Genomic DNA, 22236 nt, shown 5'->3' with positions numbered 1-22236 from the left:
GTCACCGGCGCCTCGGCACACCCGTCCGACGGCACGGCCGCGGCACCTCCGCGCCGGGCGCGGAACGGCGCGTCGCGGCGGACGGTACGCCGCCGCGTCACGCCCCGGCGGCGACCTCCGCGGCGGAGGCGAACGCGCCGCGCGCCATCGCGTGGAGCAGCGCCGCCGTCGCCGCCCGCCCCGGCAGGCGCGGCCGGCTGAGGTGCGGCGTGGAGTTCAGCAGCCCGAACACCGCGTGCACCGCCGCCCGCGCCGGAGGCTCGGCCAGCTCCGGGTGCACGTCCCGCACGACGGCCACCCACAGCTCGACGTACTGCCGCTGGAGCTGCCGGACCATCTTCCGGTCGCTGTCCCGCAGGCGGTCCAGCTCCCGGTCGTGCAGGGTGATCAGCGGGCGGTCGTCGAGCGCGAAGTCGATGTGCCCCTCGATCAGCGAGTCGAGGACCGCCCCGGGGCCTCCCCCGGCCCCGGTCCCGGCCTCGGCCACCCGCCGCCTGCCCCCCGTGAGGAGCTGACCGCTGATGCCCACCAGCAGCTCCGCGAGCATCGCGTCCTTGCCGGCGAAGTGCCGGTAGAGGCCGGGCCCGCTGATGCCGACGGCGGCGCCTATCTCGTCGACGCCGACGCCGTGGAAGCCGCGTTCGGCGAAGAGCCGCGCGGCCTCCTTGAGGATCTGCTCACGGCGGGTCGAGGCATCGGTCCTGGTGGCCATGGCATCAATTGTAGACAGGCGGGTTAGCGCTCGTTAACCTGGAGGAAATGGGTTAACGAGCGCTAACCTGAGGGAGCGCCTGATGGACGACGCACCGGAGCTGAAGAGCGCGGCGGATCCCGCCTCGGACGCCTGGAGGGCCAACGAGGCGGCCCACCGCGCCCTGGTGGAGGAGCTGCGCGCCAAGCTGGCCGCGGCCCGCCTGGGCGGGGGCGAGAAGGCCCGCGCGCGGCACACCGCGCGCGGCAAACTGCTTCCCCGCGACCGGGTCGACACCCTGCTCGACCCCGGCTCGCCGTTCCTGGAGCTCGCGCCGCTCGCGGCGGACGGGCTGTACGGCGGCCAGGCCCCCGCCGCGGGGGTGATCGCCGGCATCGGCCGGGTCGCCGGCCGCGAGTGCGTGGTCGTGGCCAACGACGCCACGGTCAAGGGCGGCACCTACTACCCGATGACGGTGAAGAAGCACCTGCGCGCCCAGGAGGTCGCGCTGGAGAACCGCCTCCCGTGCGTCTACCTGGTCGACTCCGGCGGCGCGTTCCTGCCGATGCAGGACGAGGTCTTCCCCGACCGGGAGCACTTCGGCCGGATCTTCTACAACCAGGCCAGGATGTCCGCGGTCGGCATCCCGCAGATCGCCTCCGTGATGGGTTCCTGCACGGCGGGCGGCGCCTACGTCCCGGCGATGAGCGACGAGGCGGTCATCGTCCGCGGCCAGGGCACGATCTTCCTGGGCGGTCCGCCGCTGGTGAAGGCGGCCACGGGCGAGGTCGTGACGGCGGAGGAGCTGGGCGGCGGCGAGGTCCACTCCCGGGTCTCCGGCGTCACCGACCACCTCGCCGAGGACGACGCGCACGCCCTGCGCATCGTGCGGACCATCGTCTCCACGCTGCCCGCCCGCCGGGAGCTGCCGTGGCGGGTCACCGCCCCCGTCGAGCCCAAGGTGGACCCGTTCGGCCTCTACGGCGCGGTGCCGGTCGACTCCCGCACGCCCTACGACGCCCGCGAGATCATCGCCCGGATCGTCGACGGCTCCCGCTTCGCGGAGTTCAAGTCGGAGTTCGGCCAGACCCTGGTCACCGGCTTCGCCCGGATCCACGGCCACCCGGTGGGCATCGTCGCCAACAACGGCATCCTGTTCGCCGAGTCCGCCCAGAAGGGCGCGCACTTCATCGAACTGTGCGACCAGCGCGGCATCCCCCTGGTGTTCCTGCAGAACATCTCCGGCTTCATGGTCGGCCGGGACTACGAGGCGGGCGGCATCGCCAAGCACGGCGCCAAGATGGTCACGGCGGTGGCCTGCACCCGGGTGCCGAAGCTGACGGTGGTGGTCGGCGGCTCGTACGGCGCGGGCAACTACTCCATGTGCGGGCGGGCCTATTCGCCGCGCTTCCTGTGGATGTGGCCGAACGCCAAGATCTCGGTGATGGGCGGCGAGCAGGCCGCCTCCGTGCTGGCCACGGTCAAGCGGGACCAGCTCGAGGCGCGCGGCGAGGAGTGGTCAGCGGAGGACGAGGAGTCCTTCAAAGCCCCCGTGCGCGCCCAGTACGAGGAGCAGGGGAACGCCTACTACGCGACGGCCCGCCTCTGGGACGACGGCGTGATCGACCCGCTGGACACCCGGCAGGTCCTGGGCCTGGCTCTGACCGCCTGCGGCAACGCCCCCCTGGGCGAGCCGAAGTTCGGCGTCTTCCGGATGTGAGGGGTGGGACACGTGACACACACCACGACTACGCAGGCCACGGCCGTGCGGGCCGCGGCGACCGGGTCCGCGGCGACGGAGCCCACGGCACCGCGAACGATGTTCGACACGGTGCTGGTCGCCAACCGCGGCGAGATCGCCGTCCGGGTGATCCGCACGCTGCGGGAGCTGGGCGTCCGCTCGGTCGCCGTCTTCTCGGACGCGGACGCCGGGGCGCCGCACGTCCGGGCCGCCGACACCGCGGTCCGGATCGGCCCCGCGCCGGCCGCCGAGAGCTATCTGCGCATCGACCGGATCCTGGAGGCCGCCGCCCGCACCGGCGCCCAGGCGGTGCACCCGGGGTACGGCTTCCTGGCGGAGAACGCCGCCTTCGCGCAGGCGTGCGCGGACGCCGGGCTGGTCTTCCTCGGCCCGCCCGCCTCCGCGATCGACCTGATGGGCGACAAGATCCGCGCCAAGGAGACGGTCCGCGCGGCCGGCGTCCCGGTGGTGCCGGGCTCCAGCGGCAGTGGTCTGTCCGACGCCGAGCTGGCGGAGGCGGCCCGGGAGATCGGCATGCCGGTGCTGCTCAAGCCCAGCGCGGGCGGCGGCGGCAAGGGCATGCGCCTGGTCCGCGAGGAGTCCGCGCTGGCCGACGAGATCGCCGCGGCCCGCAGGGAGGCCCGCGCCTCCTTCGGTGACGACACGCTGCTGGTGGAGCGCTGGATCGACCGCCCCCGGCACATCGAGATCCAGGTCCTGGCCGACGCCCACGGCAACGTCCTGCACCTGGGCGAGCGCGAGTGCTCGCTCCAGCGGCGGCACCAGAAGATCGTCGAGGAGGCGCCCAGCGTCCTGCTGGACGAGGCGACCCGGGCGGCGATGGGCGAGGCGGCCGTCCAGGCGGCCCGCTCCTGCGGCTACGTCGGCGCGGGCACGGTCGAGTTCATCGTCCCCGGCGGCGACCCCTCCTCGTACTACTTCATGGAGATGAACACCCGCCTCCAGGTCGAGCACCCGGTGACGGAGCTGGTCACCGGCCTGGATCTGGTGGAGTGGCAGCTGCGGGTCGCCGCCGGCGAGCCGCTGCCCTTCACCCAGGAGGACGTCACCCTCACCGGCCACGCCGTGGAGGCGCGGATCTGCGCGGAGGACCCGTCGCGCGGCTTCCTGCCCTCGGGCGGCAGGGTGCTCCTGCTGAGCGAGCCGTCCGGTCCCGGCGTGCGCACCGACTCCGGGCTGGCCGAGGGGTCCGAGGTGGGCAGCCTCTACGACCCGATGCTGGCCAAGGTGATCGCGCACGGCCCCGACCGGGCCACGGCCCTGCGCCGCCTGCGGGCCGCCCTCGCGGACCTGGTGGTGCTGGGCGTGCCCACCAACGCCGGGTTCCTGCGGCGGCTGCTGGCCCACCCGGCGGTGGTGTCGGGCGAGATGGACACCGGCCTGGTGGAGCGGGAGGTCGACTCCCTGGTGCCCGAGGGCGTGCCCGCGGAGGTGTACGAGGCCGCGGCCGCGGTCCGGCTGGCCGGGCTGGCGCCCGAGCCCGCCGAGGACGGCTGGACGGACCCGTTCGCCGTTCCCAGCGGCTGGCGCCTCGGCGGCGTCGAGGCGCACCGGCCGGCCGCCTTCCCGCTGCGGGTGCCGGGGCTGGACCCGGTCACCCACACGCCGCGGGGTGACGCGGCCGGTCACGAGGTGGGCCCGGACCGCGTCTCGGTGACGCTGGACGGCGTGCGCCACACCTTCCACCGGGCCGCGGACTGGCTCGGCCGGGAGGGCGACGCCTGGCAGGTCCGCGACCACGACCCGGTGGCCGCCTCGCTGACCGGCGCGGCCCGCGCCGGCGCGGACTCGCTGACCGCCCCCATGCCGGGCACGGTGACGGTGGTCAAGGCCGCCGTCGGCGACCGGGTGGAGGCCGGGCAGAGCCTGCTGGTGGTGGAGGCGATGAAGATGGAGCACGTCATCTCCGCCCCGCACTCCGGCACGGTCGCCGAGCTGGAGGTCACCCCCGGCACCGCGGTCGCGATGGACCAGGTCCTGGTCGTCATCACGCCCGACGAGGACGGGGAGGCGGCGCGATGACCGCGGCCGGACTGCCGATGCGGGTCCCCGCCGGGGGTCTGCCCGCCCGGGTGCGGATCTACGAGGTCGGCGCCCGCGACGGCCTGCAGAACGAGCGGCGGACGGTGCCCACCGAGGTGAAGGCGGAGTTCGTCCGCCGCCTCGCCGCCGCGGGGCTGTCCACGGTCGAGGCCACCAGCTTCGTCCATCCCCGGTGGGTCCCCCAGCTCGCGGACGCCGAGCAGCTGTTCCCCCTGGTCCGCGACCTGCCGGTGGAGCTGCCGGTGCTGGTGCCCAACGAGCGCGGCCTCGACCGCGCCCTGGCTCTGGGCGCGCGCACGGTGGCGCTGTTCGCCAGCGCCACCGAGTCCTTCGCCAAGGCCAACCTCAACCGCACGGTCGACGAGTCGCTGGCCATGTTCGAGCCGGTCGCCGCCCGGGCCAGGGCGGAGGGGCTGCGGATCCGCGCCTACGTCTCGATGGTCTTCGGCGATCCGTGGGAGGGCCCGGTGGCCGTCCCGCAAGTCGTCAGGGTCTGCCGTGCGCTGCTGGACATGGGCGCCGACGAGCTGAGCCTGGGCGACACCGTCGGCGTCGCCACGCCGGGCCACGTCACCGGCGTGCTCGCCGCCCTGCGGGAGGCCGGGGTCTCCACGGAGGCCGTCGGCGTCCACTTCCACGACACCTACGGCCAGGCCCTGGCCAACACCCTGGCCGCCCTCCAGGCCGGTGTCACCACCGTCGACGCCTCCGCCGGGGGCCTCGGCGGATGCCCCTACGCGAAGTCCGCCACCGGCAACCTCGCGACCGAGGACCTGGTGTGGATGCTCCAGGGCCTCGGCATCGAGACCGGGGTCGACCTCGGCCGTCTCACCGCCACCAGCGTGTGGATGGCCGAACAACTGGGCCGGCCCAGCCCGTCCCGCACCGTCCGAGCCCTCTCCCACCAGGAGCAGTGACGCGATGACCGCCACCACCGACACCACCGCCACCCCGCGGGACCGCCGCCTCAGCCCCGAGCTGGAGGAACTCCGCCGCACCGTCGAGGAGTTCGCCCACGACGTGGTCGCCCCCAAGATCGGCGACTACTACGAGCGGCACGAGTTCCCCTACGAGATCGTCCGCGAGATGGGCCGCATGGGCCTGTTCGGCCTGCCGTTCCCCGAGGAGTACGGCGGCATGGGCGGCGACTACTTCGCCCTGGGCGTCGCCCTGGAGGAGCTGGCCCGGGTCGACTCCTCGGTCGCCATCACCCTGGAGGCCGGTGTCTCGCTGGGCGCCATGCCGATCCACCTCTTCGGCACCGAGGAGCAGAAGCGCCGGTGGCTGCCGCGGCTGTGCTCCGGCGAGATCCTCGGCGCGTTCGGCCTGACCGAGCCCGAGGGCGGCTCGGACGCGGGCGCCACCCGCACCACGGCCCGGCTGGACGAGGCCACCGGCGAGTGGGTGATCAACGGCACCAAGTGCTTCATCACCAACTCCGGCACGGACATCACCGGCCTGGTCACGGTCACCGCGGTCACCGGCCGCAAGCCGGACGGGCGGCCGGAGATCTCCGCGATCATCGTCCCCTCCGGAACCCCCGGGTTCTCGGTCGCCGCCCCCTACTCCAAGGTCGGCTGGAACGCCTCGGACACCCGCGAGCTCTCCTTCTCCGACGTCCGCGTGCCGGCCGCCAACCTGCTGGGCGAGGAGGGCCGCGGTTACGCCCAGTTCCTGCGGATCCTCGACGAGGGCCGGATCGCCATCGCGGCGCTGGCCACCGGACTGGCGCAGGGCTGCGTGGACGAGTCGGTGAAGTACGCCGGCGAGCGCCGCGCCTTCGGCCGTCCGATCGGCGCCAACCAGGCCATCCAGTTCAAGCTGGCCGACATGGAGATGAAGGCCCACACCTCCCGTCTGGCGTGGCACGACGCGGCGGCGCGGATGGTGGCGGGCCGGCCGTTCAAGAAGGAGGCGGCGATCGCCAAGCTGTACTCCTCCACGGTCGCGGTGGACAACGCCCGGGAGGCCACCCAGATCCACGGCGGGTACGGCTTCATGAACGAGTACCCGGTGGCCCGGATGTGGCGGGACTCCAAGATCCTGGAGATCGGCGAGGGCACCAGCGAGGTCCAGCGGATGCTGATCGCCCGGGAGATGGGCATCGCCTGACCCCTCCCCGGACGTCGGGGCGCGGGGCGGCCCCCTCCGCACGGCGGGGGCCGCCCCGGTCCCACCCTCGCCCGGTCCCCCAGCCGCGGCCGCCCCGGTCCCGCAGCCCCAGCCGCCCGGTCCCGCAGCCGCAGCCGCCCCGGTCCCACGGCCGCCCCGGCCCCGCGGTCGCCCCAGCCCCGCGGTCGCCCCGGTCCCACGGTCGCCCCGGTTCCACCCCGCCCCGGCCCTGCGGCCGCCCTCCGGCCCTACCCGCGTGGTGGCCCCACCCGCGTGGTGGCCAGCAGTTCCGCGTACCCGCGCCGTGTCGCGGCCAGCACGATCCGGTCGTCCGGCCGGAGCACGTACCCCGGATGCAGGTCCCACAGCAGCTGCGGCTCGTCGCCCGAGGCGCTGCGCGCCAGGTCCGGCCGGCGGGCCTCCGGCCGCTGCGTGTCCAGGGCGAGCACCCGCCAGGCCCCGGCCCGGAACGCCTCGGACACGGTGCGCCCCTCGAACTGCGGGTGCCCGCCGACCACCAGGGCGGCGAACAGCAGCACCTTGCGCTCGATGGAGATCGCGCCCAGCACCTGCCGCCCCATCATCGCCGCGGCGAACGCGGGCGCGGAGAGGTGGCTCACGCTGCGGCTGCGGGTCACCGCGCGCGGGTGAGCGGTCCGCAGGGTGCGGTAGACGACGGTGGCGAACTCGTCGTCGTACAGGCGCAGCGCCACCCGGAGTTCGGGGGCGATCGCCCGGGCGGCCAGCGTCGCCTCCAGGTTGGTGGTGTCCGAGCTGGTCAGCGCCAGGAGGGCCGCCGCCCGGTGGATCTTGGCCGCGCCCAGCACCCCCGTCTCGGTGACATCGCCCAGCACCACCGGCACCCCGAGGTCCCGGGCCCGCGGCACGCCGCGCGCCTCGGCGGACTGCTCCACGCACACCACCGGCACGTCCAGCTCCCGCAGCCGGGACAGCACCCGGGTGCCGACCCGGCCGAGGCCCAGCAGCACGATGTGCCCGGAGAGCCCGCGCGGCGGCCGGCGCAGCGCGCCCGCCCCGCGGAAGGTGCCCAGGGCCTCCAGACCGGCCGCCACCAGCAGCGGCAGCAGTGCCAGGCCGACCAGCCCGCACAGCAGTTGCAGGATCTGGCGCGCGGCCGAATCGCCCACCGCCGGGTCCCCGATGCCGAGGAGGTCGAGCAGCGAGAGGTAGGTCGCGGACAGGAACCCCAGGTCGGTGAGGGCCGTGGTGGCGACGGCCAGCGCCAGCACGGAGGCCGCCACCCCGGCGGTGGCCCAGCGCAGCCGCCGGGAGAACACCAGGGACAACGGCGCGCCCCGGCGGGCCAGCCGGCGCGGCGGAAGGGCGGGGCCGGTGCGGCGCAGCGCGTCCAGCACCACGGTGCCGCGCCCGGTGGCCGCCCGGACCTCGGCCTCGTCCGGCAGGAGCCGCGGTCCCTGGGGGCCGCTGGCGTCGGATCCCTCGGCCCCGGCCGGGTCGGCGGTGGTGGAGGACAGCAGGGCGAGCGTGCACAGACCGGGGTCGGCGGTCTCGCCCTGCCGGGGCGGGGTGCGCTCGGCGGCGCGCAGCAGCAGCCCGTCGGCCTGCACCACCCGGCGGGTGTCGGCCACCGCGGTGGCGGCCAGGGCGGGGGCGGCGGTGTCGGCGTCGGAGAGGACGGTGGTGGAGGCCTCCAGGGTGGCCCGGTCCAGGTCGGGTTCGGCCACCAGGGCCGCCTGGTCGAGGAGTTCCTCCATGTACTCGCCCAGCTTGCGGTTGTACATCCGCACCACCAGCCGCACCGAGGGGTTGAGGCGGCGCGCGGCGAGGGCGGCGCGCAGGTTGGTCTCGTCGTCCTCGTAGAGCAGGGCGAGCGCGGTGGCGCGCTCCACGCCGGCCTCGGTGAGGACGTCCACGCCGGGCTGGGCGGCGTGGATCTCCAGCACGGGGACGCGGAGGTTCGGCTGGGAGTCGTGGAGCCCCCCTGCGGACGCCGTTCCCTGGTTCCGGCGGCCGATCAGCGCGGCGGCGCGCGAGACGGTGGAGGCGAACGATCCGGTGTCCGCGGGCCGCTCCCCCGGCACCACCAGGACGACGCGCTGCCGGTACACGTCGCGCAGCTCGGCGGCCAGCCGGGGGGCCAGCCCGTCGTCCCCGCAGACCAGCATGTGCCGTTCCGTACGCGCCCGTTCGCCCTGCCTCGGCAGTGTCACCACACGCCCCCCTCGCGTCCCCACCCGTCCGGACCGGCCCGACCCTAGCGCGGGCCGCCGGTGGCTGCCCGGTGATCGTCGCGGTACGGCGGGCAGGTGCGCACCGCTCCTTCCCGGCAGTCCCGCACCGCCCGGAACTGCCGGGGGCGTGCCTCGCCGGGGACTCGCGGGCAACTTTTTCGACCAACCCCCTGGACAGGGGCAAATGAGGTTAGGCTAACCTTCCTGCGAATCGTCCGGCGGCTGTCCGCCCTGTTCGAAAGCAGTCACCTCATGGCTCAGGTCCGTCCCTCCCTCCCCACCCGTCGCGGCATCCTCGCCGCCGGCGGCGCCCTCGGCCTGGGCGCCGTCCTCGCCGCCTGCAGCGACGACACGCCGGCCACGGGCAGCTCGGACAAGGGCGGCGCCTCCTCGGGCCCGTGGACCTTCGAGGACGACCGCGGCACGACGGTGAAGCTCGACAAGGCGCCGCAGAGCGTCGTCGCCTTCACCGGCGTGGGCGCGGCCCTCCACGACTACGGCGTCCAGGTGAAGGGCGTCTTCGGCCCGACCACCACCAAGGACGGCAAGCCCGACGTCCAGGCCGGCGACATGGACGTCTCCAAGGTCGAGGTCATCGGCAACGTCTGGGGCGAGTTCAACGTCGAGAAGTACGCGGCGCTGAAGCCGGACCTCCTGGTCTCCACCATGTTCGACGGCGCCGGCACCCTCTGGTACGTCCCGGAGGAGTCCAAGGACCAGATCGCCAAGTTCGCCCCCAGCGTCGGCATCTCCGTCTACGACGTGCAGATGACGAAGTCGCTGGAGCGGATGGCCGCGCTGGCCGAGGCGCTGGGCGCGGACATGAAGGCCGCGAAGGTCGTCGAGGCGAAGAAGAAGTTCGAGGAGGCCGCCGCCCGCCTCAAGGCCGCGGCGAAGGCCCGCCCGGAGATCAAGGTCCTGGCCGGTTCCGCCTCCCCCGACCTCTTCTACGTCTCCACCCACAACCTCTCGATCGACCTCGAGTACTACAAGGCCCTCGGTGTGAACATCGTGGAGCCGGACGCGAAGGCCATCGAGGAGAGCGGCGGCTGGTTCGAGAGCCTCAGCTGGGAGAACGTCGACAAGTACGAGGCCGACGTGATCATCATGGACGACCGCGCGCAGGCCATCCAGCCGGCCGACATCGCCGAGGCGACCTGGGAGAAGTTGCCCGCCGTCAAGGCCGGCCAGGTCATCGCCCGCTCGCCGGAGCCGATCCTCTCCTACGCCAAGTGCACGCCGCTCCTGAACAACCTCGCCGAGGCCATCGAGAACGCCAAGAAGGTCTCCTGACCCCCGGGCCCCGAGCCCGACCCCCCGCGGCCCGGCAGCCGCCCGACGCCCCCGGAGACGGTCCTCCGGGGGCGTCCCCACGCCCCACGAACACCCACCAACCCCCGCACCGCAGCCCCACGCAACCCGACCCCGCCCCGCCGCCGCGACCTCGCCCGCACGCCACAGCACCCCCTCACCCCACCCCTCCCCACCTCCGCGACGCGGCACCACGGCCCCGCGCACCGCGACCTCGCCCGAGCCGCACACACCCCCTCGCCGCACCCCGCGACGCATCCCCGCGCCACCCGGCCCGGTCGCGCCGCACGCACCCTCGCGCCGCCTCACCCCCCCGACCCCAGGCGCACCCTCGCGCCGCCTCACCCGCCCCGGCCCCGGGCGCACCCCGCGACACGGCCCCGCGGCGCAGCCCGGTCCACCGCCACGCACCCCGCCACGCACCCTCGCCCGGCCCCGGCGCACCGGAGGCCCCCGCGCCCGCCCAGGCGCGGGAATGTGGCCTGTCGCACCCGAACGGCGCGATCCTGCCCGATATCGGGCAGGATTGTTGCGGAAGCCGCTCGCCGTATCGGAGGATCAGCCATGCACGACGAACTCGTCGATCACTTGACGCGGTCCTCCTCGCTGACGCGGGGCGAGGCCGTGCGGGTGATCCAGGACGTTCTCGCCTTTTTCGACGAGACGACCGAGGACTACGTCCGTCGCCGCCACCGCGAGCTCCAGGCCCAGGGCCTGGTGAACGCGGAGATCTTCACGAGGATCGCGGCGGACCTCCAGTACCGCGCGGTGGCGCCGCCGGAGCTCTCGCTCCGGCAGCTCCGCCGCATCGTCTATGGCTGAGGAATCAGAACATATGTGCGGAATTGTCGGCTACATCGGCAAGCGTGACATCGCCCCGCTGCTCCTCGAGGGCCTCGCGCGCCTCGAGTACCGCGGGTACGACTCCGCGGGCATCGCCGTCACGGCCCCCAAGGGCGGGCTGAAGATGGTCAAGGCCAAGGGTCGTGTCCGTGAGCTGGAGGCGAAGGTGCCGGCCCGTTTCAAGGGCACCGCCGGCATCGCCCACACCCGCTGGGCCACCCACGGCGCGCCGTCCGACGTGAACGCGCACCCGCACCTCTCCGCCGACGAGAAGGTCGCCGTCGTCCACAACGGCATCATCGACAACGCCACGGACCTGCGCCGCAAGCTGGAGGCCGACGGCGTCGAGTTCCTCTCCGAGACCGACACCGAGGTCCTCACCCACCTGATCGCCCGCTCCCAGGCGCCCACGCTGGAGGAGAAGGTCCGCCAGGCGGTCCGCCTGATCGAGGGCACCTACGGCATCGCGGTGCTGCACGCCGACTTCCCGGACCGCATCGTCGTCGCCCGCAACGGCTCCCCCGTCGTGCTCGGCATAGGCGAGAAGGAGATGTTCGTCGCCTCGGACATCGCCGCCCTGGTCACCCACACCCGCCAGATCGTCACCCTGGACGACGGCGAGATGGCCACCCTCACCGCGGAGGACTTCCGCACCTACACCACCGAGGGCACCAGCACCGCCGCCGAGCCGACCACCGTCGAGTGGGAGGCCGCCTCCTACGACATGGGCGGCCACGACACCTACATGCACAAGGAGATCCACGAGCAGGCCGACGCCGTGGACCGCGTGCTGCGCGGCCGCATCGACGACCGGTTCTCCACCGTGCACCTGGGCGGCCTCAACCTGGACGCCCGCGAGGCCCGCAAGATCCGCCGCGTGAAGATCCTCGGCTGCGGCACCTCGTACCACGCCGGCATGATCGGCGCCCAGATGATCGAGGAGCTGGCCCGCATCCCCGCGGACGCCGAGCCGGCCTCCGAGTTCCGCTACCGCAACGCGGTCGTCGACCCCGACACGCTGTACATCGCCGTCTCCCAGTCCGGCGAGACCTACGACGTGCTCGCCGCGGTGCAGGAGCTCAAGCGCAAGGGCGCCCGCGTCCTCGGTGTGGTCAACGTGGTGGGCTCCGCCATCGCCCGCGAGTCGGACGGCGGCATCTACGTCCACGCCGGCCCCGAGGTCTGCGTGGTCTCCACCAAGTGCTTCACCAACACCACGGTCGCCTTCGCGCTGCTCGCCCTGCACCTGGGCCGCACCCGCGACCTGTCCGTCGCCGACGGCAAGCGGATCATCGCCGGTCTGCGCCGCCTGCCGGAGCAGATCAACGAGATCCTGAAGGCCGAGGACGAGATCAAGGAGCTGGCGCAGGAGTTCGCCGACGCCCGCTCGATGCTCTTCATCGGCCGCGTCCGGGGCTACCCGGTCGCCCGCGAGGCCTCGCTGAAGCTGAAGGAGGTCTCGTACATCCACGCCGAGGCCTACCCGGCCTCCGAGCTGAAGCACGGCCCGCTGGCCCTGATCGAGCCGGCCCTGCCGACCGTCGCGATCGTGCCGGACGACGACCTGCTGGAGAAGAACCGCGCCGCCCTCGAGGAGATCAAGGCCCGCAGCGGCAAGATCCTCGCGGTCGCGCACCAGGACCAGGAGAAGGCCGACCGCACCGTCCTCGTCCCGAAGAACGAGAACGAGCTGGACCCGATCCTGATGGGCATCCCGCTGCAGCTGCTCGCCTACCACACGGCGCTGGCGCTGGGCCGGGACATCGACAAGCCGCGCAACCTGGCCAAGTCGGTCACCGTCGAGTAGTCACGGCACGGCCGCGGTCCGGCGTCCCGGACGGCGGAACGGTCCCTGCGCGCCACCATGCACAGGGACCGTTCCCTTCCTCGGACCGGAGCCGCCCGAACTCCCCCGGCCCGGGCTGCCGTTGCGTGGCCGTCACCCCACAGCGGTCGGCAACCGGTTTCCGTGTCGGGTTCTTTCCCGTGCGACGACGCCGAACACGCCGTACGCACCGGTAGCTTGGGTCGCGGTGTACACAACTGCGCGCGCTGTTGACGGTGTTCGGCGCGCGGCGCGCGAGAACGCGGCGTCGACCGCCGGAGCACACGTCGACCGGCGTCAGGGGATGACGACCACCGGGCGCTGCGCCCGCTTGGCCAGGCGGCCGGCGACCGAGCCGAAGACCCGGCTCAGCAGGCCGTGCGTGGAGCCCACCACGATGGCGTCGGCCTCGTACTCCCGGCCGACCTCCTCCAGCTCGTGGCAGATGTCGCCGCCGCGCTCGACCAGGATCCACGGCACCTCGGCCAGGAAGTCGGCGCAGGCCAGCTCCAGCCCCAGCACCTCGGTGCGGTGGTCGGGGACGTCGACGAAGACGGGCGGCTCGCAGCCGGCCCAGACGGTGGTCGGCAGACGGTTGGCGACGTGGACGATGATCAGCCCCGAACGGGACCGGGTCGCCATGCCGACGGCGTAGGCGAGGGCGCGCTCACTGGACGTGGAGCCGTCGAACCCGACGACCACCCCGTGCTTGAAGGCGGGATCGCAGGGGCTGGGGCGCGTCTCGTCCGCCGCCAGTGGATCGGCCGCCGTCGGTTCGGCGACCGGCCGCTTGCGGTCCGCGGGATCGGTGTATTCGTGACCGGCCATGGCTGTCTCGGCGTTGTGATCCTCGTTGAGGCGACGTGAGCGGCGGAGCTGTGTCCGGGATTCATCTTCCCGTCCCCATACCCTCCAGGGTACGGCGGCAAGCGTTCCCGGCCCGTTTTCCGCGGGTCCCGCAGGGGTCTCCCCGGGGAGATCCGCAGGTCCGCGCGGTACCGGCAGGTGCCGGTGGCAAGGCTTCACCCGGTCGGCCGCTCCGGAAGGCCCGCCGGGATTCCCCGGAGCATGCATGAGCCGACGCCCCCGGCGCAATGTTGGCTGCGCCGTACAGGCGGTTCCGTGGCGGATCGGGCGTCCGGGAGGTGACCTCCGCCGCCCTCCCGCCGTTGTACTCACCCGCTCCCGCGCCCGCCCCTCCCCCGGGCCATGGGGCGGTCCTGCGCCGCCACGGCCGTGGTCACCTGCCTCGTACGCCCCACCGGCCCCGTGCGCCACGGAGCACACGGGGCGCATGGGGGCATGTCGGGCCGCTCCGCGCGCACCACCGTCCGACTGACCGGTTTCCGCTCCAGCGCCCGCACACTTTCAGCCAACTTCACCGACCCCCCACCCCCCTGCCGAAACGTCCCCCCAACCACCGTTCGACCAGGGCAAAAAGGGTTCGGGCGCCCACAGGCACCCTACGGGGATTGGCCACCCGCGAACGGCGCGCTTCCCCGCCCCCTCCCGCACCGCGACCCTTCGTGATCGAATGCTTCACGCCAAGTTGCCATGTCGACATTCCGGCGCTTGCCGAACTGGGCTTCCCGGCGGCGTCGGACACAGTAGATTCGATCTTGACTGTCGTCTGGCGGGGGATTCGTTCAGGACCGAGGGGAAACGTGCTGGAGCGAGAGACCCGTCCAGTGAGAGGCGCCGCGACCATCGAGGGGGGCTTAGCAGGATGAGCCACGACTCCACCGCCGTGCAGGAGGCAGGCGCCAGGAAGCTGTCCGGGCGACGCCGCAAGGAGGTCGTCGCGGTACTGCTCTTCAGCGGCGGCCCGATCTTCGAGAGCTCCATTCCGCTCTCGGTGTTCGGCATCGACCGGCAGGACGCCGGCGTGCCGCGTTACCGGCTGCTGGTGTGCGCCGGCGAGGAGGGACCGCTGCGGACCACGGGGGGCCTGGAGCTCTCCGCGCCGCACGGGCTGGAGGCGATCGGCCGGGCCGGCACCGTCGTGGTGCCCGCGTGGCGTTCGATCACCTCCCCGCCGCCCGAGCAGGCCCTCGACGTGCTGCGCCGTGCGCACGAGGAGGGCGCGCGCATCGTGGGCCTGTGCACCGGAGCGTTCGTGCTGGCCGCCGCCGGCCTCCTGGACGGGCGTCCGGCGACCACGCACTGGATGTACGCGCCCACGCTGGCCAAGCGCTATCCGTCGGTCCACGTGGACCCGCGGGAGCTCTTCGTCGACGACGGCGACGTGCTGACCTCGGCCGGTACGGGCGCGGGCATCGACCTGTGCCTGCACATCGTCCGCTCGGACCACGGGAACGAGGCGGCCAACGCGCTGGCCCGCCGCCTGGTCGTCCCGCCCCGCAGGGGTGGCGGCACCGGGCACGCGGGCGGAGCGGGAGGCGGGGCGGCGCAGGAGCGTCACCTCGACAGGTCTTTACCCGAGGAGATCGGCGCCGACCCGCTGGCCGAGGTCGTCGCCTGGGCGCTGGAGCACCTGCACGAGCAGTTCGACGTGGAGCAGCTGGCGGCGCGCGCGTACATGTCGCGGCGCACGTTCGACCGGCGGTTCCGTTCGCTGACCGGCAGCGCCCCGCTGCAGTGGCTGATCACCCAGCGGGTGCTCCAGGCGCAGCGGCTGCTGGAGACGTCGGACTACTCGGTCGACGAGGTGGCCGGGCGGTGCGGCTTCCGTTCGCCGGTGGCCCTGCGCGGGCACTTCCGGCGGCAGCTCGGGGCCTCTCCGGCGGCCTACCGGGCCGCGTACCGGGCCCGTCGTCCGCAGGGCGAGAAGGGCACGGCCTCGGAGAACGGCTCCGTCCCGCCGCAGAGCCAGGGCCAGAGCCATGGCCAGCTGCAGGGCGCCGTGCCGGCGCCGTCGGGGGAACCGGCGCCGCTGTCCGGCCCGCCGGCCGTGCCCGCCCAGTCGCGGCGGCCCGCGGACGGCGGTGAGGCCCTGCCGCGGCCGACGGTGCCCGGCCGGCGCTGAGCAGCCGCTCACCGGTCCCGCCGCGGACCGGGCGTGAGGAGGGGGCGTGCGTCCGCACGCCCCCTTCGCGCGCGGGGAGGTACGGCAGCGCGTACGGTCACCTTCCCGACCCGTAGGGTGGACGTATGAACGATCGCATGGTGTGGATCGACTGCGAGATGACGGGGCTCTCGCTGTCCGACGACGCTCTCATCGAGGTGGCCGCCCTCGTCACCGACTCCGAGCTGAACGTGCTCGGCGAAGGGGTGGACATCGTCATCCGTCCGCCGGACTCGGCGCTGGAGACGATGCCGGAGGTGGTGCGTCGGATGCACACCGCGTCCGGTCTGCTGACCGAGCTGGCGGGGGGCACCACCCTCGCCGACGCCGAGGCGCAGGTGCTCGCCTACGTCCGCGAGCATGTGAAGGACCCCGGCAAGGCCCCGCTGTGCGGGAACTCCGTGGGCACCGACCGCGGCTTCCTGCTGCGGGACATGCCGACGCTGGAGGCCTTCATGCACTACCGGATCGTCGACGTCTCCTCGGTGAAGGAGCTGGCGCGGCGCTGGTACCCGCAGGCGTACTTCAACGCCCCGGAGAAGGCCGGCAACCACCGCGCGCTGGCCGACATCCGGGAGTCGATCGCCGAGCTGCGCTACTACCGCGAGGCCGTCTTCGTCCCGCAGCCGGGACCGGACTCCGCCACGGCGCGCTCCATCGCCGCCAAGCACGTGGTGTCGGGCGCCTGACGTCCTGCCCGGCGCCCTTTCCGGGGCGCCGGGAAAAGGGCGGCACGAGCACCCCTTCCGACCCTGTACACTTTTTCTTGGCCGGTCGGAGGAAGCCGCGAGGTAACCGAAGCGCCGGTCATGGTGGGTGTAGCTCAGCTGGCAGAGCACCTGGTTGTGGTCCAGGATGTCGCGGGTTCAAGTCCCGTCACTCACCCTCTCCGAAGAGGCCGCATCCCTGCACAGGGAAGCGGCCTCTTCTCGTACCCGGCCGCGGGCACCCCCTCCCGCGGCCGGGTCAGGCGGACTCCCGCAGGACCAGGCTGGTCGGCACGATGACGGACGAGAGCGGCCGGACGGCGCGGTCGCCGGACGGTTCCGCGTTCCGCTGGAACAGCAGGCGGGCCATCAGGCGCCCCATGCCCTCGATGTCCTGGCGCACCGTGGTCAACGGGGGGTCCGTCGCCTCGGCGAGGGAGGCCAGGTCGTCGAAGCCGACGACGGCCACGTCGTCCGGCACCCTGCGCCCGTTCTGCCGCAGGACGCGCAGGGCGCCGTGGGCCATCAGGTCGGAGGCGACGAAGACCGCGTCCAGGTCGGGGCACTGCTCGAGGAGCGCGGACATGGCCGTGGCGCCTCCCTCGAGGGTGAAGTCGCCTTCGGCGATCAGCTGGTGGGTGCTGCGGTCCAGGAGGACGTCGCGGTAGCCGTCGAGCCGGTCCACCGCGGCGGCCTGGTTGAGCGGGCCGGTGATGGTCGCGATACGCGTGCGGCCCCGCGACACGAGGTGGCGGACGGCCTCACGGGCTCCGCCGCGGTTGTCGGCGTCGACGTAGGCGTAGCCGTCCCCGGCCTCCCCGGCGCCGAGGAAGGGGCGGCCGCCGAAGACGGCGGGCAGCCCCATCCGGGCGACCATCTTCGGCAGCGGGTCGTCCGCGCGCAGCGAGAAGAGCAGTGCGCCGTCGACGTGGCTGCCACCGAGGAAGTTGCCGACACGGGCGTAGTCGTCCGGCTCCTCGATCAGCAGCAGGACCAGTCCCGCGCCCTGCTGGACGAGTTCGCGCCGGATGCCGCGCAGGTGGAGGTCGAAGAACGGGTCCACGAAGAGCCGGGTCTGCGGCTCGGTCACGACGACGGCGACGGTGTCGTTGCGGCGGGTGACCAGGCTGCGGGCGGCCTGGTTGGGAACGTAGCCCAGCTCGCTCACCGCCTGACGGACACGTTCGGTCGCGGCGGCGCTCACCTGGGGCGAGCCGTTGATCGCGCGGGACACGGTGGCGCGCGACAGTCCGGCCCTGCGGGCCACGTCCTCGATCGTGGGGCGCTTCCGGTCGGGTCGGCGAGTCACACCCGCCCTCCCAGGCGCAGCAGTTCCTCGAGCACCCGCTGGGCGTCGTAGCCGCTGTCGAAGTCGGCCATGTCCTCCGGGCGCCCGGAGGCCCTCACCGCGCCCGCCCACGCCTGGAGCTGGTCGAGGAAGGAGTCCGCCCAGCCGGGCACCTCACCCGGCGGGTCCTCCAGCCGGCCCTGGCCGAGCACCTTGATCTGCTCCCACTCCACCCCCGTCCGCAGGTGGAGCACCGGGCCGTCCTGCGAGTCGTGGACGAGGTCGCCACCGCTGCCGGTCAGGGTGAAGGTGAAACCGGTGTCCTCCGGCCGGGACGCCTTCGAGGCGGTCAGCGTGAAGGACGGACCGCTCTCCAGGCGGCCGCTGACGAAGGAGTGGTCGTCGACCATCACCTCCATGTCGCCCTTCCGGGGGACCTTGGTCTGCAGCCCGACCTGGCAGCTGGTGAGGTCGATCCGGGTGTCGAAGAGGAAGTGCAGCAGGTCGATCAGGTGCACGCCCAGGTCACCGAGGGCGCCGCTGGTGCAGCGTTCGTCCACGCTGTCGCGCCAGGTGAAGTGCGTGCGGGTGAGCGCGCTTTGGCGTTTGAAGGCGATGTCGACGTGCAGGGGACGTCCCAGCGTCCGGTCGGCGATGCGTCGGCGGGCCTCCCGCACGACGCCGAGATGGCGGTAGTTGAACCCCATGGCGCAGATCACGGACGACTCCGCCGCCCGGACGCGCATGTCGGCGGCCTGGGCCAGGGACACGGCCATGGGTTTCTCGCACAGGAGGCTCCGGCCGCGATCGAGCGCCTCCAGCGCGTAGTCCGCGTGGAACCGGTTCGGTGCGGCGACGACCACGCCGGTGGACGCCTCGTAGAGCTCGTCCGCGGAGGTGAAGGCCGGTACGCCCAGGGAGGAGGCCATGCTCAGCGCCTTCCGGGCGTCGACGTCGTACACGCCCGCCAAGGACACGTCCGTGCCGGCCAGGACCGCCTCGGCATGGATCCGGCCGATGTTGCCCGCGCCGACTATTCCGACTCGCACAGCTGTAATCCCCTTCTCAGTTCGGACAGGATCGCGTCCGTGTGGGTCCACTCGGACACGTGCGGGTGCCGGCGCCGCGCCTCCTCGGTGCAGTTGCCCACCAGCACCCCCCGGCCGACGGCGGCGAGCATCTCCAGGTCGTTGCCGCTGTCCCCGAAGGCGAAGGCGTCCGCCCGGTCCACGCCGTGCGTGCGACAGACGTACTCGACGATCTGGCGCTTGCCGCAGCCGGGCGGCAGGAAGTCGACGTCGTAGCAGTTCTCGGGGTCCCCTGCCGCAGGACTGCAACGGCTGAGGCTCACGCCGAGGGAGAGATCGCCCGCCACTTGGCCGATCAGGGCGAGGTGGCGGGCGTCCCGCTCCGCGTCCTGCGCGTAGTAGTAGTGGCTGATCGTCATGCTGCCGGGCGGCCGGCAGTCCTGCGGGACGAGCGGCACACCGAGCCGGCTCAGTTCGCGCACGGCCCGCTCCGCGAGGGCGGCGATGTGTCCGCCGTCGGGCAGCCCCCGCTGCCAGTCCGCGTCCGGGCGGATGCTCCCGTCCCGGGTCACGTACATCTCGGTGCCGAGGGAGCAGGCCAGGAAGTGCGGCAGGACGCGCAGCCCGTGGTTCCCGGCCTTGCGCAGCACGGAGTCGAGCGAACTGCCGGTGACCCATCCGAACAGCACGCCGAGCCGCTCGCTCGTCTCCAGGAGGTGGTCCTCCAGCCGCCGGCGTGAGCGGATCTTCTCGGGGGAGCCGGCGTGGGCCAGATACGTCTCGTCGAAGTCGCAGAACACCACGGTGCGGACCGTCCGGGGCGTCGGCAGCACGGCGAACTCAGTGGAGGGTGTCACGGACGGCGCCATGCAGGGCCTCGATCACTCGGTCCTGCTCGGCGAGCGACAGGTTGTTGTGCAGGGGCAGGTGGAGGACGGTGTCGTGGAGGCGCTCCGTCACCGGCAGCACCGTCTCGCCGAAGAGCCGCCGGTGCAGCGGCGTCTGCTGCCGGTGGGTGAGCACCGGGTAGTAGACGTCCGTCTCCACCCGGCCCGTCGACCGCATGTGGGCACGGACCGCGTCCCGCGCGGCGGGCCCGGCGGCGACGCGCACGCCGAACAGGTGCCAGGCGTGGTCCGGTCCGAAGGCGGGCAGCAGGACGGATCCGCTCGCCTCCGGCGCTGCCAGGCCGTCGAGGTAGCGGCGGGCGAGGAAGGCCCTGCGGTAGTTGTTCAGGGTCAGGCGCGGCAGCAGGCCGACGGCGATCGCCGCGGTCGCGTTGTCGATCCGCGCGTTGAGCCCGTAGCCGCCCTCCTTGACGTTCTTCTGCTTCGGGTCGAAGCCGTGGTAGGCGAACCTGCGGGCGTTGTCGGCGACCTCGTCCTGGCAGGTGACGACGGCGCCCGCCTTCCCGGTCAGCCCGAAGTTCTTGTACGGGTTGAAACTGAGGGCGGCGGCGTCCGCGTGCTTGCCCACACCGGTGACCCCGATGGCCTGGCAGGCGTCCTCCACGACGCGCAGGCCGTGCCGGCGGGCGACCCGCGCGAGCGCCTCCATGTCCGCGAGACGTCCGTAGAGGTGCACGGGCAGGATCGCCCGGGTACGCGGACCGATCGCGGCCTCGACCAGGGCCGGGTCCAGGGTGTGACGCTCGGGTTCGACGTCGACGAGGACCGGGGTGGCCCCGCAGAGCCACACCGCGTTCTCGGTCGCGGCGAAGCTGTTGGCCGGCATGATCACCTCGTCGCCGTGGCCGACCCCGACCGCCCTCAGGGCGATGACCAGGGCGTCGGTGCCGCTGCCCGTGCCGACCGCGTGCGGTACGGCGAGGAAGTCGGCCAGGGCGCCCTCGAACTCGGCCACGGCCGGGCCGCTGGTCAGCTCGCCGGTCGCCAGCACCTGGGTGAAGCGCTCCACCGCCACGCGCTGCTCGTCCTGCGTGAGCAGCCGCTCCCGGGGCAGGAAGGGCACCGGCGCCGCCGCCTCCGGCCGGGGGTCGGCGGCGAAGACCGAGCCGGGGGCGTCCGGGGCGAGTCGCCCGGGGTCCTGCGTGAGGAGGCCGGCCAGGGCCTGGTTGGCGCGGGAGCCGGTGGGGGTGCAGGCCGGGACCTCGCCCCGCCGCACCTCGGTCACCAGCCGGTGGATGTCGGCGCTGTCTCCGGTGAAGGAGCTCTTTCCGGACGCACGCGTCACGTCGATCACGCCCCCGTCGTACGGTCGAGGAGCGCGGGGCACCCGAAGGACTTCGCCGCCCGTTCGAGCACGTGCGGGTCGGGGTTCTTGTAGTACAGCAGCTCCCGGCCGGTCCGCAGGGACTGCACGGCGACGGGCAGTGCGCGGTCGTCCGTGGTGTCGAGCACGACGAGGTCCGTCGTCGCGCCGGCGCTGCCGATCGCCTCCACGGCCTCGTGCAGGTTGTCCTCGTCCACCACCAGCACCTCGTACGAGCGCCCGAGCGGCAGCCGGCCGGCGGCGGCGCGGCAGGCGAACTCGAAGCGGAGGTAGGCGTCGAGCCAACTGGACCGGTCCTCGCGCGCGGGGTCGAAGTAGGAGTCGAGGACCCACTGGAGCCTCACCTCCAGTTCGGGATGCTTGGCGGTGAAGTACGCGAAGTTCTCCAGCCAGTCCTCGTAGCGCTCCTTGTCGGACTCGGCGTGGTCCTGGTGGTACACCCGCGCGTACGGGTTGTGGACGAGGGTCAGGCCGTGCCGGTGGAGCCGGTAGCCGAGCTCGACGTCCTCGAAGCTCCACCTCTTGATGTGCTCGTCGAACCCTCCGACCGCCAGCAGGTGCTCCCTGCGGACCGAGAAGTTGCACCCGTACACGAAGTGCCATCCCGCGGCCAGGTTGCCCAGGTTGTGCGAGAGCACCTCCATGACCTCGGCACGCTCGTCCATCGCGGTGACCGGCGGGAACGCGTCCTGGGTGAACGCGTCCCCGAGGCGGGACGCGTCGACCGGCCCGGGCGCCAGGTAGTCCCGGAAACCGATGGCGACGAGGTCGGGGCGGGCGCGGTGGCAGTCGATGTGCTCCTGCACGAAGAGCGGATCGATGATCTGGTCGCCGTCCGCGAAGACGACGAGGTCTCCCTGGGCGGTGCGGATCCCCGCGTTGCGCGCCGCGGACCGGCAGGACTCCTCGGTGCGGGGCAGGTACACCCGCCGGACCGGGTAGGTGAGGGTCAGCGCGTCGACGGCCTCGCCGGTGCCGTCCGCGGAACCGTCGTCGACCAGGACGACCTCGAACTCGTCGCCCTGCTGGAGCCGCTGGTGGTTCAGGGACTGCAGGCAGGGGACGACGAGGTCCCTCGAGTTGTAGGTGGGGATGACCAGACTGGCTTTCACGGCATTCTCCGAGGCAGGAGGCAGGAACAGGAAGGCGGACGGAC

General features: G+C 73.2%; 17 protein-coding genes and 1 tRNA gene. 10 read left to right on the top strand and 8 right to left on the bottom strand.

The features are described from left to right. Positions 1 to 97: 97 nt before the first annotated feature. A complete protein-coding gene (locus ABZ836_RS08660) occupies positions 98 to 712 on the bottom strand; it encodes a TetR/AcrR family transcriptional regulator (RefSeq protein WP_356135655.1) in 615 nt (204 codons plus the stop codon). 82 nt (positions 713 to 794) lie between these two features. On the opposite strand from ABZ836_RS08660, the gene ABZ836_RS08655 reads away from it, so the two are divergent. The 4 genes from ABZ836_RS08655 to ABZ836_RS08640 all read left to right on the top strand — a co-directional run bounded on the left by ABZ836_RS08655 (position 795) and on the right by ABZ836_RS08640 (position 6608). After that, a complete protein-coding gene (locus tag ABZ836_RS08655; protein WP_361140731.1) occupies positions 795 to 2411 on the top strand; it encodes a carboxyl transferase domain-containing protein in 1617 nt (538 codons plus the stop codon). Between the two features lie 99 nt (positions 2412 to 2510). Then, positions 2511 to 4475: an acetyl-CoA carboxylase biotin carboxylase subunit gene (locus ABZ836_RS08650; RefSeq protein ID WP_361140729.1), complete on the top strand. Its 1965-nt coding sequence runs from the start codon at positions 2511 to 2513 to the stop codon at positions 4473 to 4475. Continuing rightward, complete coding sequence (locus ABZ836_RS08645; RefSeq protein ID WP_361140727.1) at positions 4472 to 5413, top strand: hydroxymethylglutaryl-CoA lyase; 942 nt, start codon at positions 4472 to 4474, stop codon at positions 5411 to 5413. The genes ABZ836_RS08650 and ABZ836_RS08645 overlap by 4 nt, the downstream gene beginning before the upstream one ends. A 4-nt stretch (positions 5414 to 5417) precedes the next feature. Continuing rightward, entirely contained in the window at positions 5418 to 6608 is a 1191-nt protein-coding gene (locus tag ABZ836_RS08640; RefSeq protein WP_361140725.1) for an acyl-CoA dehydrogenase family protein, read from the top strand. Between the two features lie 248 nt (positions 6609 to 6856). Here the strand turns inward: ABZ836_RS08640 and ABZ836_RS08635 are convergent, their stop codons facing one another. Then, positions 6857 to 8755 carry an NAD-binding protein gene (locus ABZ836_RS08635; protein ID WP_356135645.1) on the bottom strand — a complete coding sequence of 633 codons (1899 nt, stop codon included), beginning with the start codon at positions 8753 to 8755 and terminating at the stop codon, positions 6857 to 6859. A gap of 318 nt (positions 8756 to 9073) precedes the next feature. Between ABZ836_RS08635 and ABZ836_RS08630 the strand changes: the two genes are divergently transcribed. The 3 genes from ABZ836_RS08630 to glmS all read left to right on the top strand — a co-directional run bounded on the left by ABZ836_RS08630 (position 9074) and on the right by glmS (position 12782). Next, entirely contained in the window at positions 9074 to 10114 is a 1041-nt protein-coding gene (locus ABZ836_RS08630) for an ABC transporter substrate-binding protein (protein WP_361140722.1), read from the top strand. A 582-nt stretch (positions 10115 to 10696) separates the two neighbouring features. Then, entirely contained in the window at positions 10697 to 10954 is a 258-nt protein-coding gene (locus ABZ836_RS08625; protein ID WP_356135641.1) for a hypothetical protein, read from the top strand. A gap of 13 nt (positions 10955 to 10967) precedes the next feature. Next, the gene (glmS, locus tag ABZ836_RS08620) at positions 10968 to 12782 is read left to right on the top strand and encodes a glutamine--fructose-6-phosphate transaminase (isomerizing) (protein WP_356135639.1); all 1815 of its coding nucleotides are present in this window, start codon (positions 10968 to 10970) and stop codon (positions 12780 to 12782) included. A gap of 315 nt (positions 12783 to 13097) precedes the next feature. On the opposite strand, the gene ABZ836_RS08615 is transcribed toward glmS, so the two are convergent. Beyond that, the gene (locus ABZ836_RS08615; RefSeq protein ID WP_356135638.1) at positions 13098 to 13628 is read right to left on the bottom strand and encodes a universal stress protein; all 531 of its coding nucleotides are present in this window, start codon (positions 13626 to 13628) and stop codon (positions 13098 to 13100) included. Between the two features lie 898 nt (positions 13629 to 14526). Here ABZ836_RS08615 and ABZ836_RS08610 point away from each other — a divergent pair. From ABZ836_RS08610 to ABZ836_RS08600, 3 genes are all read left to right on the top strand, one after another. After that, entirely contained in the window at positions 14527 to 15786 is a 1260-nt protein-coding gene (locus ABZ836_RS08610) for a helix-turn-helix domain-containing protein (RefSeq protein ID WP_356135636.1), read from the top strand. A 125-nt stretch (positions 15787 to 15911) separates the two neighbouring features. Then, positions 15912 to 16514 (top strand): oligoribonuclease, encoded by a 603-nt coding sequence (gene orn / locus ABZ836_RS08605; protein WP_356135634.1) that lies wholly within the window; start codon positions 15912 to 15914, stop codon positions 16512 to 16514. Between the two features lie 123 nt (positions 16515 to 16637). Beyond that, positions 16638 to 16710, top strand: a tRNA-His gene (locus tag ABZ836_RS08600). An 81-nt stretch (positions 16711 to 16791) separates the two neighbouring features. Here the strand turns inward: ABZ836_RS08600 and ABZ836_RS08595 are convergent. From ABZ836_RS08595 to ABZ836_RS08575, 5 genes are read right to left on the bottom strand one after another with little or no spacing between them, the layout of a single operon-like run. Beyond that, complete coding sequence (locus tag ABZ836_RS08595) at positions 16792 to 17841, bottom strand: LacI family DNA-binding transcriptional regulator (protein ID WP_356135632.1); 1050 nt, start codon at positions 17839 to 17841, stop codon at positions 16792 to 16794. Continuing rightward, on the bottom strand, positions 17838 to 18869 hold the full coding sequence (locus ABZ836_RS08590; RefSeq protein ID WP_361140715.1) for a Gfo/Idh/MocA family oxidoreductase: 1032 nt from the start codon (positions 18867 to 18869) through the stop codon (positions 17838 to 17840). Before ABZ836_RS08590 ends, ABZ836_RS08595 begins: the two co-directional genes overlap by 4 nt. Further along, positions 18854 to 19705 carry an HAD-IIB family hydrolase gene (locus ABZ836_RS08585; RefSeq protein ID WP_361140712.1) on the bottom strand — a complete coding sequence of 284 codons (852 nt, stop codon included), beginning with the start codon at positions 19703 to 19705 and terminating at the stop codon, positions 18854 to 18856. The genes ABZ836_RS08590 and ABZ836_RS08585 overlap by 16 nt, the downstream gene beginning before the upstream one ends. Then, a complete protein-coding gene (locus tag ABZ836_RS08580) occupies positions 19689 to 21050 on the bottom strand; it encodes a DegT/DnrJ/EryC1/StrS family aminotransferase (RefSeq protein WP_361140709.1) in 1362 nt (453 codons plus the stop codon). Before ABZ836_RS08580 ends, ABZ836_RS08585 begins: the two co-directional genes overlap by 17 nt. Further along, positions 21047 to 22192, bottom strand: coding sequence for a glycosyltransferase (locus tag ABZ836_RS08575; protein ID WP_361140707.1), 1146 nt, complete (start codon positions 22190 to 22192; stop codon positions 21047 to 21049). The genes ABZ836_RS08580 and ABZ836_RS08575 overlap by 4 nt, the downstream gene beginning before the upstream one ends. Positions 22193 to 22236: the final 44 nt, after the last annotated feature.

The organism is Streptomyces sp. NPDC047130, assembly GCF_040643475.1.
GTDB lineage: Bacteria > Actinomycetota > Actinomycetes > Streptomycetales > Streptomycetaceae > Streptomyces.
The sequence above is the reverse complement of the archived record's forward strand: the minus strand, read 5'-3'. Positions and strand labels throughout refer to the sequence as shown.